Source organism: Phreatobacter oligotrophus (assembly GCF_003046185.1).
Taxonomy (GTDB): domain Bacteria; phylum Pseudomonadota; class Alphaproteobacteria; order Rhizobiales; family Phreatobacteraceae; genus Phreatobacter; species Phreatobacter oligotrophus.
Window position 1 is genome coordinate 180343 of the sequence record NZ_PZZL01000001.1, and the last position, 13175, is coordinate 193517.

The window sequence follows — 13175 nt, forward strand, 5'->3', positions numbered from 1 at the left end:
TTAACGATCCTCAGTTGCGCGGCGCGGCCGGCGGCTCGAGGCCGGGCGGCGGGCCGCCAAGGCCAGGCGGCGGGCCGCCGAGGCCGGGCAGTCCACCCGGTCCCTCGAGACCCGGCAGGCCGCCGCCGAGGCCCGGCAGGTCGATGCGGATCTCGACCTTGGACGGGTCCACCTGCGGGCCGGTCGCCTTGTAGTGCATGACCATGCCGGGGAAGATGATGACCAGCGCCACCATGATGCACTGGATCACCACGAAGGGCACGGCGCCCCAGTAGATCTGCATGGTGGTGACCGGCTCCATCCGGTTGCCCGTGACCTTGTCGGTATAGGGCTCCTTCGGCGCGACCGAGCGCAGGTAGAACAGCGCGAAGCCGAAGGGCGGGTGCATGAAGCTCGTCTGCATGTTCACGCCGAGCATGACACCGAACCAGATCAGGTCGATGCCGAGCTTTTCCGCGGCCGGTCCGAGCAGCGGAACCACGATGAAGGCCAGCTCGAAGAAGTCGAGGAAGAAGGCGAGCAGGAACACCATGATGTTGACGACGATCAGGAAGCCGACCTGGCCGCCCGGCAGCGACACCAGCAGATGCTCGACCCAGATGTGGCCGTTGACGCCGTAGAAGGTGAGCGAGAAGACGCGGGCGCCGACCAGGATGAACAGCACGAAGGCCGACAGCTTGGCGGTGGACTCGGTCGCCTGGCGCACGAGGTCGAAGGACAGGCGGCGCTTCATGATGGCGAGGATCATTGCGCCCGCCGCACCCATGGCGCCGCCCTCGGTCGGCGTGGCGAGGCCGATGAAGATGGTGCCGAGGACGAGGAAGATGAGGCCGAGCGGCGGCACCATGACGAAGGTGACCTGCTCGGCGATGGGCGAGATGAGCTTCACGCCGGAGAAGCGCTCGACGAGGCCGACGACGATGGCATAGGCGAACCCGAAGGCAGCGGCCTCGGCGATGAGCGACCAGGTCTCGTGGCCGCCCTTCTTGAGGAAGAAATACGCGACCGCGAGGGCGGCGGTGGCGGCGATGGTCAGGATGAGCCGCTGCGCGCCGAAATAGTAGTTGCAGACCGCGGCGATGAAGGCGACCAGCACCGCCACCGACATGGACAGGATCACGTAGTCCGCGCCGCCCTTCACGCTGGTCTGGTTCATGATGAACACCGCGACGAGGGCGGAGAACAGCACGAGGATCCCGAGCTTCCAGGTGCCGCGCTTGCCGTCGGGCTGCATGTAGAGGAGCGCCTCCTTCGGCAGGCCGGGCGCATTCTTCGGCTGGGTCACCGACACCAGGAAGACGTAGCCGGCATAGAGCAGCGACAGGACGATGCCGGGCACGAAGGCGCCCTCGTACATGTCGCCGACCGAACGGCCGAGCTGGTCGGCCATGACGATGAGCACGAGGGAGGGCGGAATGATCTGCGCCAGCGTGCCGGACGCCGCGATGACGCCGGAGGCGAGCCGCCGGTCATAGCCATAGCGCAGCATGATGGGCAGCGAGATCAGGCCCATGGAGATGACCGAGGCCGCGACCACGCCGGTGGTGGCCGCCAGCAGCGCGCCGACGAAGATGACCGCATAGGCAAGGCCGCCGCGGATCGAGCCGAAGAGCTGGCCGATGGTGTCGAGCAGGTCCTCCGCCATGCCGGAGCGCTCAAGAATGAGGCCCATGAAGGTGAAGAACGGGATCGCCAGCAGCGTGTCGTTGTTCATCGTGCCGTAGATTCGCTCCGGCAGGGCCTGGAGGAAGTTCGGCTGGAACAGGCCGAGCTCGATGCCGATGATGGCGAAGAACAGGCCGTTGGCCGCGAGCGCGAAGGCGACGGGGTAGCCGAGCAGCAGGAAGACGACGAGGGCTGCGAACATGACCGGGGCCATGTTGGCGCGCAGGAAGCCGCCGAAGCCGGCAGCATCGGTCGCCGCTTCCGCCGGTCCGGCGAAGATGAACAGGGCGAGGAAGGTAAGGGCGGCGGCGATAAGCGCGCCCGAGAGGGGACGGCGGAGATTCACGGTGGGGCTCCCGGTACGCATCACTTCTTGGCCGCGTCGAGCAGGCCCTGGGCCTTGGCGACTTCGAGCAGGCGGGCAGCTTCCGCCTCGGCCATCTCGTGGTGGCCGCCGCCCTGAACGTCCTCGAGTTCGCCGCGCATGATGGCGATGCGCTTGATGAGCTCGCTGATGCCCTGGAACAGCAGCAGGACGAAGCCCGCGACGACCAGGAACTTGGCCGGCCAGACGACGAGGCCGCCGGCATTCATCGACTGCTCGTTCTGGCTGTAGGACTTGAGGAAGAAGGGCCAGCTGTCGATCAGCAGCAGGATGCAGAAGGGCATCAGGAACAGCGTGTGGCCGACCACGTCGATCCAGTTGCGCACCCGCTTCGGGAACAGGCTGTTCACGACGTCGATGCGGATATGTTCGTTGGCGAGCAGGGTCCAGGCGGCGCAGAGCATGAAGACCGCGCCGAACAGGTACCACTGGGCCTCCAGCCAGGCGTTCGACGAGGTCGAGAACACCTTGCGGATGATGGCATTGCCGGCGGAGATGATGACCGCGACGAGGATCAGCCAGCTCACGGCACGGCCGATGGCGGTGTTGATCGCGTCGATGACGCGGCTGATGGAAAGCAGTCCCTGCATGCCGGGCAACTCCCTGGAGGCCAACGCAAAGCGGGCCGCAGGGCGGGGCAGGGCCCCGACACCGGCATGGGCGATCGATCGTCGCCCCAAGAGACGAGCAACCGATCGCGGCCGCACGTCCCGAAGGCGGGAGCGCCGTGCTGCGATTGTCGTCCGTCTGTTGTCCCGCTGCCGGCCCCGCGGTTTTTGTGCGATGACCGGTCCGGCGCCAAAGCGCCATGGCCTTCCTATGGCACGCCCCCGTCACGCACAATAGGGTTTCGGTAAGGAATGGGCCGAAAGGCTGACGCTGTTCGCAAGAACCGGCGCGTTTTGTGGGGAAAACGCGCAAGTTCCCGTCGTCACGGGAGTGTTGCCTTCGCCTCCACCTCGGCGCGGCGCACCTTGAGGCGCACCCGCTCGCGATGGAGCGTGTAGAGCCCGGCCCCCACGATGAGCCCGATGCCCGCCCAGCTCGCGACGTCCGGCCATTCGCCGAAGACGGCGATGCCCGAGACGATCGCCCAGACCATCACCGTGTAGCGGAACGGCGAGACGAGCGAGACCTCGACGCCGCGGAAGGCGAGGATCATGGCGTGGTTGCCGGCGACGACGACCGTCGCCGCTGCGAGCAGCAGCCCGACATGCGTGAGGCTCGGCGTGACCCATCCCTGGAACGGGATCATCGCCGCGCCGAAAAGCCCGACCGCGACGCAGGTCGTCAGGGTGATGACGATGGTCGGGATGCGCGGATCGATGAAGCGGGTGACCATGTCGCGGATGGCGCAGAAGAAGACACTGAGCAGGGCCATGACCGTCGCCGAGCCGGCGAGGAAGCCTGCACCCCCCGGCTTCACCACCAGCAACATGCCGAGGAAGCCCGCGGCGACCGCCGACCAGCGGCGCCAGCCGACCTGTTCGCCCAAGAGCGGCCCGGACAGGGCGGTGATGAGCAGTGGCGTGATGAGGAAGATGGCGGTGATGTCGGCGATGGGGAGCGCGCCGATGGCGGAGATGAAGAGAAACGCGACGAGCGCTTCGAGACCGGCGCGCGCGGCCACCAGCGGCGAGGCGACGCGGCCGATGTCCCTCAGGTGCCCCGCGGCGACCAGCCAGCCGAACACCATGACCGCCGCGAAGGCGCCGCGGATGGCGATGATCTCGCCGGAGGGCAGATCGCGCGCGACGATCTTCACCAGCGTATCGTTGGTCATGAAGCAGGCCATCGCCGTGCACATGGCGATGATGCCGCGACGGTTGCCGTTGGCTTCGACGGGAGGGGCGGTGAGCATGGCGATGTCAGGCCGCGAGGCGGTCGAGGCGGAAGAGGGACAGGTCGTGACGGCTGGTCCCCGCCGTCGCGAGGTCGGCCAGGACCTCGCCCATGACACTCGCGAACTTGAAGCCGTGGCCTGAGCAGGGGGAGGCGATCGTCACCTGCGGCAGGCCCGGCAGGGTGTCGACGACGAAATGCTCGTCGGGCGTATTGGTGAAGAGGCAGCAGCGCAGCGCCAGCGTGGGGCCGTCGGCATCGGGGAAGACCTCGGCGAGGACGCGCCGCAGCGCCTGCTCGTCCGCCTCGGTCGGCTCGCGTGACAGGCTGTCGGCGTGGCCATGCTGGCGCAGGTGATTGTACAGGCCGATCTTGAAGCCGGGCACGCCGAAGACCGGGAACTGGTAGCAGGAGCCGTGGCGGGACTCGACGATGGAGACGGGGAAGGCGCCGAGCGCGAAATGCGCCGGCACTTTCGGCTGGAACCAGCCGAGCACCTGGCGCTCCGGTATGGCGAGGCGCGTGAGCGCCGGCACATGGTCGCCGATCCAGGCCCCCGTCGAGAGGATCAGGCGGCCGGCCTCGTAGGTGCCCCGCGCCGTGGTGACGCGCACGCCGCCGCCGGCCGTCGGCTCCCAGCCGAGGATCGGCTCGCGCGCGCGGATCTCCGCGCCGCGCGCCATGGCCATGGTCACGTGGGCGATGATCGCCCGCTCGCTCATCACGAAGCCCGCATCGGCCTGGTAGTTCGCCACATGGCCCTCGGCGAGGCGATAACCGGGGAAGCGGCGGCGCGTCTCGGCGGCGTCCATGAGTTCGTGGGGCAGGTCGTGCTCGCGGCAGGCCGCCAGTGAGCCCGTGACCACACGCCCGTCCGGCGCGCCGGCATCGAGACCGCCGGTGATGTGGAGGAGTTGCTCGCCGAAGGCCGTTTCGGTCTCGCGCCACAGCTCATAGGCGCGGCGGAGCAGCGGCACGTAGAGCGGATGCTCGAAATAGGCGAGGCGGATGATGCGGTTGATGCCGTGGGACGAGCCCATGGCGTGGGGGATGTCGAAGCGCTCGAGCCCGAGGACCCGCTGGCCGCGCCGCGCCAGTTCATGGGCCGCAGCAGAGCCCATCGCGCCGATCCCGGCGACGATCACGTCGTAATGGGCCACGCTGTCGCGCTCCGGTGTTTCTTCCCCGGCCCATCAGCTAGCGCCGTGGCGCTTCGCCGTCGAGCGCCAGCGCGTCGCATCAGACCCGCGCCGTCACTCCACCGGCTGCTGGTAGCTCTGCTGGATCCCTTCGCGGATGATGTCGTAGACGATCTGGTCGGCCGTCCGCTTCTCGGCAGCGCGGATCTCGTCGGCGTTGAGGCGGGCCTCGGTCTCGATCAGGGCGGTGTCGCCGCGGTTCTGCACCGCCATCAGCGAGACCGTCATCGCCACATCGACCGCGAGGACCAGTGTGACCGCGGCCAGCCAGGTGGCCTGGGCGGGAATGCGGAAGCGCCGCTTCAGGGCCGTCGGCGCCTGCGCGATATCAGCGGACGACGCGCCCGCGACGGGGGAGGGCGCCTCCGCCACCGGCGGCGCGGCCGGGGCGGCATGGTCGACCGTCTCGAACTGCGGGCGATAGCTGCCGGGAACCATGCGGATGCGCAGCGTGTCGAGCGCCCCCGGCCCGGCATAGTAGAGGTCGAGTGCCTGGCGCAGCCGCATCGCCGCGACCCGGACGGTCGAATCCCGGTCCGGATCGAAATCGGCACCGCGACCGAGCGCCTCGACGGCGATCGTGTAGGCCTTGATGGCGCGGGCATTGCCGTCCAGCGTCGTCTCGACGACATAGGTCAGCATGGTTGCCAGCAGGGATCCTTCGGGCACGAAGGAGGAACGGGTAATCCGCCGCAGCGCGTCCCGGACGAGAACGGGATCGGCCGGCGGCACGGATGAGCTGGTCATCGCAGGTCGCCTCATGGGTCGGATCCGCAAGGCGGCCGACATGTCCTGTTGGATGCGGTGAGCCGTGTGCGTTCCGCCACGCGGTACGACCCTCATGAAGGCGCGGCTTATGGCCGCCGAATTGTGACCAAAAGGTGTCTTTTGCCCTTAGGGAAGGCGCGATCCTGCCATGCAGAATAAATTTGACAGAAACTTCCCCGCCGGTATCCCGCGGCGCAAGGATCGTTCAACCGCCGGTCATGCTCATGTGGCGCGAGACGGAGGGCCGCCGCGTGCGCCGGTCGATGACGAAGTCATGGCCCTTCGGCTTGCGGGCGATGGCCGAATCGATGGCGGCGTTGAGCAGGTCGTTGCCCTCTGAGGCCCGCAGCGGCGCCCGCAGGTCTGCCGCATCGTCCTGGCCGAGGCACATGTAGAGCGTGCCGGTGCAGGTGATGCGCACGCGGTTGCAGCTTTCGCAGAAATTGTGGGTCATCGGCGTGATGAAGCCGATGCGCCCGCCGGTCTCAGCGACCTCGACATAGCGGGCCGGGCCGCCAGTGCGATGCTCGCTCTCGGCGAGGGTCCAGCGCTCGCCGAGCCGTGCCCTGACCATCGACAGCGGCAGGTACTGGTCGAGCCGCGACGGCTCGATGTCGCCCAGAGGCATGACCTCGATGAACGAGATGTCCATGCCCTTGCCGTGGGCCCAGGCGACGAGCCCCTCGATCTCCGCCTCGTTGACGCCCTTCAGCGCCACGGCGTTGATCTTGACGGCGATGCCGGCCGCGAGCGCCGCATCGATGCCCTTGAGCACCGCGTCGAGATCACCCCAGCGGGTGATGGCGCGGAAGCGGTCGGCATCCAGCGTGTCCAGGGAGACGTTGATTCGCTTCACGCCGCAGGCGGCGAGATCGGCTGCGTGGCGCGCGAGCTGCGAGCCGTTGGTCGTCAGCGTCAGTTCCTCGAGCGCACCGCTCTCCAGATGGCGCGACAGGGACCGCACCAGGGTCATCACGTCCTTGCGCACCAGCGGCTCACCGCCGGTGAGGCGCAGCTTGCGCACGCCCTTGGCGACGAAGGCCGAGCAGAGGCGATCGAGTTCCTCGAGGGTCAGAAGGTCCTTCTTCGGCAGGAAGGACATGTTTTCGGCCATGCAATAGACACAGCGGAAGTCGCACCGGTCTGTGACGGAGACGCGCAGATAGTCGATGGACCGCCCGAACGGGTCGATCATCGGCACCTGCTTCACGGACGCTGCGGCGTCAAACATCCCGTCTCTCCCCAGGCACGTCGCGGAATTACGCGGCCCTTGGTCGGCTTATTTAGGGGCATAGGCGCGCCAAGTCACGGGGGCGCGTTGAAGAACCGCACGGAACAGTCTACCTGTCGGCTCCTGCCGGGACCGATATTGACGAGGGGGAGAGTCGTCCAATGGCCGAGATCAGCGCCGTCGAAAGCGCCACCGGCCGCGGCCATGCCTGGCCGACCGAGCTCCGGCTCTCGGCCGATCGTCGCCGTCTGACGGTTTCCTATGACGACGGGCACATTTTCGCCCTCGACGCCGAATATCTGCGTGTCGAGAGCCCCTCCGCCGAGGTGCAGGGGCACACACCCTCCGAACGCAAGTTCGTCGGCGGCAAGCAGGACGTCCAGCTCATCGGCATCGACCGGGTCGGTCACTACGCGGTCCGCCTGACCTTCGACGACATGCATTCCTCCGGCATCTACTCATGGGACTACCTGTATGAGCTCGGACGAGACCACGACGCGATCTGGAGACGCTATCTCGACGGCCTCGCGGCCGCCGGCGGCACCCGGCAGCGCCCCGGCCGTTGAGCTGGCGCCCGCCGATCGCGAGCGGCTCGATGAACTCGCAGCCGCCCTCGACGGCTTCAGCCTCGAGCGTCCCGAGCCCGCGCTGACGGCGATGGGCGCGGACGCTCCCTCGGTCGCTCCCCCGGTATCCATCGACCCGCCGGCCGAGCCCTTCGTGCCGCCGGCCCCCGCGCCGACGCCGGCGCCGACGGTGCTCCCGCCCGTCGCCGAGCCTGAGCCGGTGGCCGCAGAGCCCCTTTCCCCGCCCCCGCCGCGTGCCTTCGCACGCGCTCCCGCTTCTTCCCTGCCGACGAGCTCCACCGCCATGGTCCCCTGGATCGAAACCAAGCAGTTCACCCTCGATCTCTTCCCGAACTGGACGAAGACGGAGGGCGACAAGGAGTGGAGCCTCGGCGCCGTCACGGTGGATGTCTCCGACATCACCGCGCGGCTCGACAAGCTGATCGCCTCGCTCAACGAGGACCAGTGGGAGATCAAGATGGTGGTGCCGCTCGACAAGAGCCTCACCTACCACGAGCACCAGAAGGTGGTCCGCCAGGGCAATCGCCGCGAGGCCGAGGCCGTGCTCGGCGCCTTCGGCCTCGGCTGGGCCGCCGGAACCACCGCCTCGCTGCTCGTCGTCTGCCAGCGCACCGAATGGCTCGAGGCCGCCGACTACCGCGCCCGCATCGATGCCCGCAACGCCCGTCTCGCCGATGCCCGCCGCGAAGTGGATCGCGCCGCCGCGATCGAGCACAACAACGCCGTCAACGCCAAGATCACCGCCGCCCAGGCGCTGCTCGATGATCTCAGGACCAATGGCGTGAAGACGAAGAAGTCCGGCTTCCTGCGCGGCGAGAAATTCGTCGTCGACACCCAGGAATTTGCCAATCGCACCGAGGCGGAATCGGCGCTGCGCGCGCGGATCGGCGAGCTCGAGGCCGACCTCGCCTCGCTGCCCCGCCAGCTCAAGCCGCTGCCCTGAGACGCGGCGACCGCCGGGACGCGTGGTCATCGTGCCGCGCATTCCGGCGGTTGCGCACCGGACAGGTCATGCTAGCCTCCCCGGCGAGAAGGGCGGTCGCAATCGCCCCCACACGCCATCAGGAGGTACCATGTCCAAGGCCATCGACCGGCGCACTGCGCTCGGCCTGACCGCCGGCGCTCTCAGCGCGCCCTTCGTCGCCACGTCCGGCTTCGCCCAGACCTATCCCGCCCGGCCCGTCACCTGCATCGTGCCCTTCGGTGCGGGCGGCTCCACCGACGTCATCGGCCGCATCGTCTGCGAGCAGCTGAGCCAGCGCCTCGGCCAGAGCTTCGTCATCGAGAACCGCGCCGGTGCCGGCGGCAATGTCGGCGTCGCGGCGCTCGCCCGCGCTCCCGCCGATGGCTACACGATCGGCATGACGACGATCTCGACCCACGGGATCAATCCGAACCTCTTCGGTGATCGGCTGCCGTTCAAGCCGATGGATGACTTCGAGTTCATCGGCCTGTCCTCGTCGCAGCCGAACTTCCTCTGTATCCATCCCTCCATCCCCGCCACCAACCTCCAGGAACTGATCGCCTACCTGAAGGCCAATCCGGGCAAGGAGAATTTCGGCTCCTCCGGCATCGGCACATCGATCCACCTGTCGGCCGAGCTCTTCATGCAGCTGACCGGCACGCGCATGACCCACGTGCCCTTCCGCTCCTCGGCGGCCCTGGTCCAGGCGCTGATCACCGGCGAGGTGAAGCTCTCCTTCGACAATTTCACCTCGCCCTTCCCGCACTACAAGGCCGGCACCATCCGCGGCATTGGCGTCACCTCCGCGACGCGGGCGGCCATCGCGCCGGAGATTCCGCCGCTCAACGACACGCTGCCGGGCTTCGACATCACCTCCTGGAACGGCTTCCTCGCGCCGAAGGGCACGCCGAAGGAGATCGTCGACCTCCTCGAGAGGACGCAGATGGCCCTCCTCCGGGATCCCACCGTCGTCAAGCGCTTCGAGGAGATGGGCGCCGCCGCCATTCCCTCTACCGGCGCGCAGATGCGCCAGAAGGCCGTCTCCGAGATCGCCCAGTTCAAGACGATCATCGAGAAGGGCGACATCAAGCTGCAGAACTGACGTGACCTCGCACCACCGGGCTCAGGCGCGGTGGTGCTCCCGGCTGTCGGCGGGCGCCTCGTCGCGATGGCCGTCCATGTCGTAGTCGCGCAGCACATGCGCGACCCGCAGCCTGTAGCCCGCGAACATGCCATCGCGTCCGGCGGCCTGGGTGGCCCTGTGCAGGCCGTGGGTCCGCCAGGCCTTGACCGCATCCTCGTCGCGCCAGAACGACAGCGAGAGCAGCTTGCCGGGCGTCGTCAGGCTCTGGAAGCGCTCCACCGAGATGAAGCCGTCGATGGTTTCGAGATGCGGGCGCAGCCGCGCCGCATGGTCGAGATAGCCGGGCAGGTGCCCCTCGGCCGGCATCACCTCGAAGATCACCGCGATCACGTCATCCTCCCCGTTTTGTATTGTGCATAAGACATGGCCCAGGGCCTGTCACGGCTGGGCGTCCTTCTGTCACAGGAACCCGCCCCGATGCTTCGGGTTCTCCCTGAACTGTCCGGGCTGGGCTTTCCAGGGAGGATCGACGATGAAACGTGTTCTGTTCGCCGCTGCCGTCGCCACCGCCATGGGTGCCGGCGCGGCCATGGCCGCCCCCGCGGTCGTCACCACCGATCTCAATGTCCGGGCCGGCCAGGGGACGAACCACCCCGTGGTGGGCGTGCTGCCTGAGGGCAGCGTCGTCGAGACCCGCGGCTGCGGCGACGGCTGGTGCTTCATTCCGCAACTCGGCGGCTATGCCAGTTCAAGCTATCTCCAGCCTGCCGGCCGCGGCGCCATGCGCGTGGAGCGCGGCCCGCGCGTGGTCGAGCGCTATGAGCCCTATGCAGGCCCGATGACGGGCGATCCCGTCTGGCGCGACGGCTATGATGACGAGCCCTATATCCGCGGCGGCGGCATCGGCTTCAGCTTCGGCACGCCCGGCGCCTATGTCGGCGGCTGGCGCTACTGACGTGATCCCTGCCGGGTGGCAACCGGCCATAACGGGGACGATGGACGCGGATGATTTTGCCGGTTTCTGTCCGCGGCACCGACGCATAGGCATGCGGAGCATCTGACCTGTTCCCGGCAGGTGGCCCGCCGTCCTCCCCACGAGGGCGGCGGGCCTGTCTTTGACGCTTGGGTTCGGCCGTGCTCCCCTGACCGGCATCACCAGCCCCGCGAGTCGTCCCATGACCATCGGCCTGTTCTTCGCGACCCTCGCCGCGGCGATGATCTATGTGCTGACGCCGGGGCCTGCCTTTCTCGCCCTGTTTGCCCTTGCCGCGAAGGACGGGCGCGTCTCCGGTACCTGGTTCGTCGCCGGCCACCTCGTTGGCGACGTGCTCTGGGGAACTCTCGCGCTCGCCGCCATCGTCGGCGTCAACCAGCTCGGGCCGCTCCTCTTCGAAATCCTCGGCCTGCTCTGCGGCGCCTATCTCATCTTTCTCGGCGTCAAGGCGATCCTGGCCAAGGAGGCGTCCGGCAGCGCGGTGATCGGTGGACGCCATCCCCTGGTGGCCGGCCTGCTCTTCGGCGTCACCAACCCCAAGGCCTATCCGGTCTCGGTCGCCATGTTCACCGTTCTGGTCGGGCACTATGCGGGGCTGCTGACCTGGGACATGGCGCCGCTCGTCATGGCCGTCGCCTTCCTCGGCTTCGTCCTCGCCGACGTCATCCTGGTCGCGGTTGCGGGCCTGTCGCCGGTGCGCCGCTTCTTCCTCACCCACGGGCTGATCGTCACCCGCCTCGTCGGGCTGACCTTCGTGCTCTTCGGCGCCAAGTCCATCGCCGATGCGGTGCAGAGCTATCGCGCCCGCGCCTGATCGGCTAATCCCGCGGTCATGACGGCCGCGCCGACCTCAAAGCCCTTCGCCCTCCTGCCCGATGATCCCGCCCGCGCGGTGGTGATGCTCATCCTCGCCTTCACGGCCCTGCGCATCGCCTTCGCCATGCTGCTCGGCTTCGGCGTCGACGAGAGCTACACGCTCGGGCAGGCGCGGCGGCTGGCGCTCTCCTATTTCGACCATCCGCCGCTGCATCTCTGGCTCGCCCATGTCTCCATGCTGGTCTTCGGCACCACATGGGCGGTGCGCCTGCCCTTCATCCTCATGTTCGCCGGCACGTCCTGGCTGATGTTCCGCCTCACTGAACGGCTGTTCGGGGGATGGTCAGGCGTCTGGGCGGTGCTGGCGCTCAACTGCTCGCTCTTCTTCCTCGCATCCCCCGGCGCCTGGATCGTCCCCGATGGTCCGCTTCTCCTGTTCCTGGCCGCGGGCATGCTCTCCCTGGCGCAGCTCTTCTTCCCCAAGCGGGGTGAGACACCCTCGGCGTGGCGGGCCTGGGCCCTGGCGGGTCTCTGCTTCGGCCTTGCGGGCCTGTCGAAATACTCGGCGCTCTTCGTCGTGGTCGGCCTTGCCGGCTTTCTCTTGGCGACGCCGCACCGGCGATGGCTCCTCCATCCCGCGCCCTATGCCGGCGCCGTTCTCGCTGCCCTCGTGGTTTCGCCGATCATCCTGTGGAACATGGCGAACGACTGGGCCTCGCTCCGCTTCCAGGCGGGACGCGGCGGCGGCAAGGGGCTGACGCTCGCCGCCTTCGCCCAGATGCTGGCCGGGCAGTTCGTCTGGCTCGCACCGTGGATCGCCGTGCCGCTCGCCACCATCGCGGTGCAGGAGGCGCGGCGCTGGTTCGATCCCCGCCGGCTGTTCCTGCTGGCGCTGGCCGCGCCCACCATCCTCTATTTCACGATCCAGTCGCTCTGGTCGGGCTGGGCTCTGCCGCACTGGCCCATGCCCGGCTGGTTCTTCCTCTTCCCGCTGCTTGGCGGCTGGATGGTGGCGAATCCCGATGCCAGTCCTTCGCCCCGCGCCTGGGCAAAATGGTGCGCCGGCCTCGCCGTGGCTCTGTCGCTCGGCATCGGCGCGATCGGCGCGACCGGACTGCTCACCCGCCTCGGCGTACCGCCGCAGGCCGATCCGACCCTCGACGCGTTCGACTGGAAGGCCCTTCGGCCCGTTCTCGCGGCCAGGGGGGTCGGTCCCCGGTCCGGACCCGTTGTGGTGGCGCTGACCTGGAACGAGGGCGGCAAGGTCGACCTTGCGGTGGGCGATGCCGCTGATGTCATGGTCATCGGCCCTGACCCGCGCGGCTTCATGTTCCGGCAGGTGCCGCGCGCCTACCAGGGCGCGGATGTGCTGATCGTCGCGCAGGCCGGGACCTTTGCCCGCCAGCGCGCCACGCTGGAGCGCCAGTTCGCCGTGCTCGGCGAGCCCGAGCGGCTGTCGATCGGCCGTGGCGGGCGCGGGGAGATCGACCTCGTCATCGTGCCCGCGCGGGGCTTGCGGTCCCTGGCGCCGGTGAGCGTGGCAATGCGGTAAGGCTGACTTTGTCGAATGCCCCACCCGCACCCTCCCCTCGCTGGGGCGAGGGGAGGGGGACCACGATGTGGCGCAGTCGTCTTGGCGG

The 13175-nt window shown here is 68.4% G+C and carries 13 protein-coding genes; 6 read left to right on the top strand and 7 right to left on the bottom strand.

What is annotated here, in order from left to right:
- Positions 1-10 precede the first annotated feature (10 nt).
- The 6 genes from C8P69_RS00895 to moaA form a co-directional block, all read right to left on the bottom strand.
- Complete coding sequence (locus C8P69_RS00895; protein ID WP_108174548.1) at positions 11-1879, bottom strand: TRAP transporter large permease; 1869 nt, start codon at positions 1877-1879, stop codon at positions 11-13.
- Between the two features lie 152 nt (positions 1880-2031).
- Entirely contained in the window at positions 2032-2640 is a 609-nt protein-coding gene (locus C8P69_RS00900) for a TRAP transporter small permease subunit (RefSeq protein ID WP_108173978.1), read from the bottom strand.
- Positions 2641-2981: 341 nt separating this feature from the next.
- Positions 2982-3911, bottom strand: a complete 930-nt coding sequence (locus C8P69_RS00905; protein ID WP_108173979.1) for a DMT family transporter — start codon at positions 3909-3911, stop codon at positions 2982-2984.
- Positions 3912-3918: 7 nt separating this feature from the next.
- A complete protein-coding gene (solA, locus tag C8P69_RS00910) occupies positions 3919-5052 on the bottom strand; it encodes an N-methyl-L-tryptophan oxidase (protein ID WP_108173980.1) in 1134 nt (377 codons plus the stop codon).
- A 93-nt stretch (positions 5053-5145) separates the two neighbouring features.
- Positions 5146-5838, bottom strand: coding sequence for a hypothetical protein (locus tag C8P69_RS00915; protein ID WP_108173981.1), 693 nt, complete (start codon positions 5836-5838; stop codon positions 5146-5148).
- Positions 5839-6064: 226 nt separating this feature from the next.
- Positions 6065-7090: a GTP 3',8-cyclase MoaA gene (moaA, locus tag C8P69_RS00920; RefSeq protein WP_211353789.1), complete on the bottom strand. Its 1026-nt coding sequence runs from the start codon at positions 7088-7090 to the stop codon at positions 6065-6067.
- A gap of 161 nt (positions 7091-7251) precedes the next feature.
- On the opposite strand from moaA, the gene C8P69_RS00925 reads away from it, so the two are divergent.
- The 3 genes from C8P69_RS00925 (at position 7252) to C8P69_RS00935 (ending at position 9743) form a co-directional block, all read left to right on the top strand.
- Positions 7252-7656 carry a gamma-butyrobetaine hydroxylase family protein gene (locus C8P69_RS00925; protein ID WP_108173982.1) on the top strand — a complete coding sequence of 135 codons (405 nt, stop codon included), beginning with the start codon at positions 7252-7254 and terminating at the stop codon, positions 7654-7656.
- Complete coding sequence (locus C8P69_RS00930) at positions 7565-8620, top strand: hypothetical protein (protein WP_146167257.1); 1056 nt, start codon at positions 7565-7567, stop codon at positions 8618-8620. The genes C8P69_RS00925 and C8P69_RS00930 overlap by 92 nt, the downstream gene beginning before the upstream one ends.
- Positions 8621-8750: 130 nt before the next feature.
- The gene (locus C8P69_RS00935; protein ID WP_108173984.1) at positions 8751-9743 is read left to right on the top strand and encodes a Bug family tripartite tricarboxylate transporter substrate binding protein; all 993 of its coding nucleotides are present in this window, start codon (positions 8751-8753) and stop codon (positions 9741-9743) included.
- A gap of 21 nt (positions 9744-9764) precedes the next feature.
- Here the strand turns inward: C8P69_RS00935 and C8P69_RS00940 are convergent, their stop codons facing one another.
- Complete coding sequence (locus C8P69_RS00940; protein WP_108173985.1) at positions 9765-10115, bottom strand: antibiotic biosynthesis monooxygenase family protein; 351 nt, start codon at positions 10113-10115, stop codon at positions 9765-9767.
- Positions 10116-10257: 142 nt separating this feature from the next.
- On the opposite strand from C8P69_RS00940, the gene C8P69_RS00945 reads away from it, so the two are divergent.
- The 3 genes from C8P69_RS00945 (at position 10258) to C8P69_RS00955 (ending at position 13087) form a co-directional block, all read left to right on the top strand.
- Positions 10258-10680 carry an SH3 domain-containing protein gene (locus tag C8P69_RS00945; protein WP_108173986.1) on the top strand — a complete coding sequence of 141 codons (423 nt, stop codon included), beginning with the start codon at positions 10258-10260 and terminating at the stop codon, positions 10678-10680.
- A gap of 220 nt (positions 10681-10900) precedes the next feature.
- On the top strand, positions 10901-11533 hold the full coding sequence (locus C8P69_RS00950; RefSeq protein WP_108173987.1) for a LysE family translocator: 633 nt from the start codon (positions 10901-10903) through the stop codon (positions 11531-11533).
- An 18-nt stretch (positions 11534-11551) separates the two neighbouring features.
- Complete coding sequence (locus C8P69_RS00955; RefSeq protein ID WP_108173988.1) at positions 11552-13087, top strand: ArnT family glycosyltransferase; 1536 nt, start codon at positions 11552-11554, stop codon at positions 13085-13087.
- The last annotated feature ends 88 nt before the right edge of the window (positions 13088-13175 follow it).

Excerpts from the sequence above, each read along its gene's own strand:
- C8P69_RS00895 (WP_108174548.1), bottom strand. The coding sequence starts at position 1,879 with ATGGCCCCGGTCATGTTCGCAGCCCTCGTCGTCTTCCTGCTGCTCGGC.
- C8P69_RS00900 (WP_108173978.1), bottom strand. The coding sequence starts at position 2,640 with ATGCAGGGACTGCTTTCCATCAGCCGCGTCATCGACGCGATCAACACC.
- C8P69_RS00905 (WP_108173979.1), bottom strand. The coding sequence starts at position 3,911 with ATGCTCACCGCCCCTCCCGTCGAAGCCAACGGCAACCGTCGCGGCATC.
- C8P69_RS00915 (WP_108173981.1), bottom strand. The coding sequence starts at position 5,838 with ATGACCAGCTCATCCGTGCCGCCGGCCGATCCCGTTCTCGTCCGGGAC.
- moaA (WP_211353789.1), bottom strand. The coding sequence starts at position 7,090 with ATGTTTGACGCCGCAGCGTCCGTGAAGCAGGTGCCGATGATCGACCCG.
- C8P69_RS00925 (WP_108173982.1), top strand. The coding sequence starts at position 7,252 with ATGGCCGAGATCAGCGCCGTCGAAAGCGCCACCGGCCGCGGCCATGCC.
- C8P69_RS00930 (WP_146167257.1), top strand. The coding sequence starts at position 7,565 with ATGAGCTCGGACGAGACCACGACGCGATCTGGAGACGCTATCTCGACG.
- C8P69_RS00935 (WP_108173984.1), top strand. The coding sequence starts at position 8,751 with ATGTCCAAGGCCATCGACCGGCGCACTGCGCTCGGCCTGACCGCCGGC.
- C8P69_RS00945 (WP_108173986.1), top strand. The coding sequence starts at position 10,258 with ATGAAACGTGTTCTGTTCGCCGCTGCCGTCGCCACCGCCATGGGTGCC.
- C8P69_RS00950 (WP_108173987.1), top strand. The coding sequence starts at position 10,901 with ATGACCATCGGCCTGTTCTTCGCGACCCTCGCCGCGGCGATGATCTAT.
- C8P69_RS00955 (WP_108173988.1), top strand. The coding sequence starts at position 11,552 with ATGACGGCCGCGCCGACCTCAAAGCCCTTCGCCCTCCTGCCCGATGAT.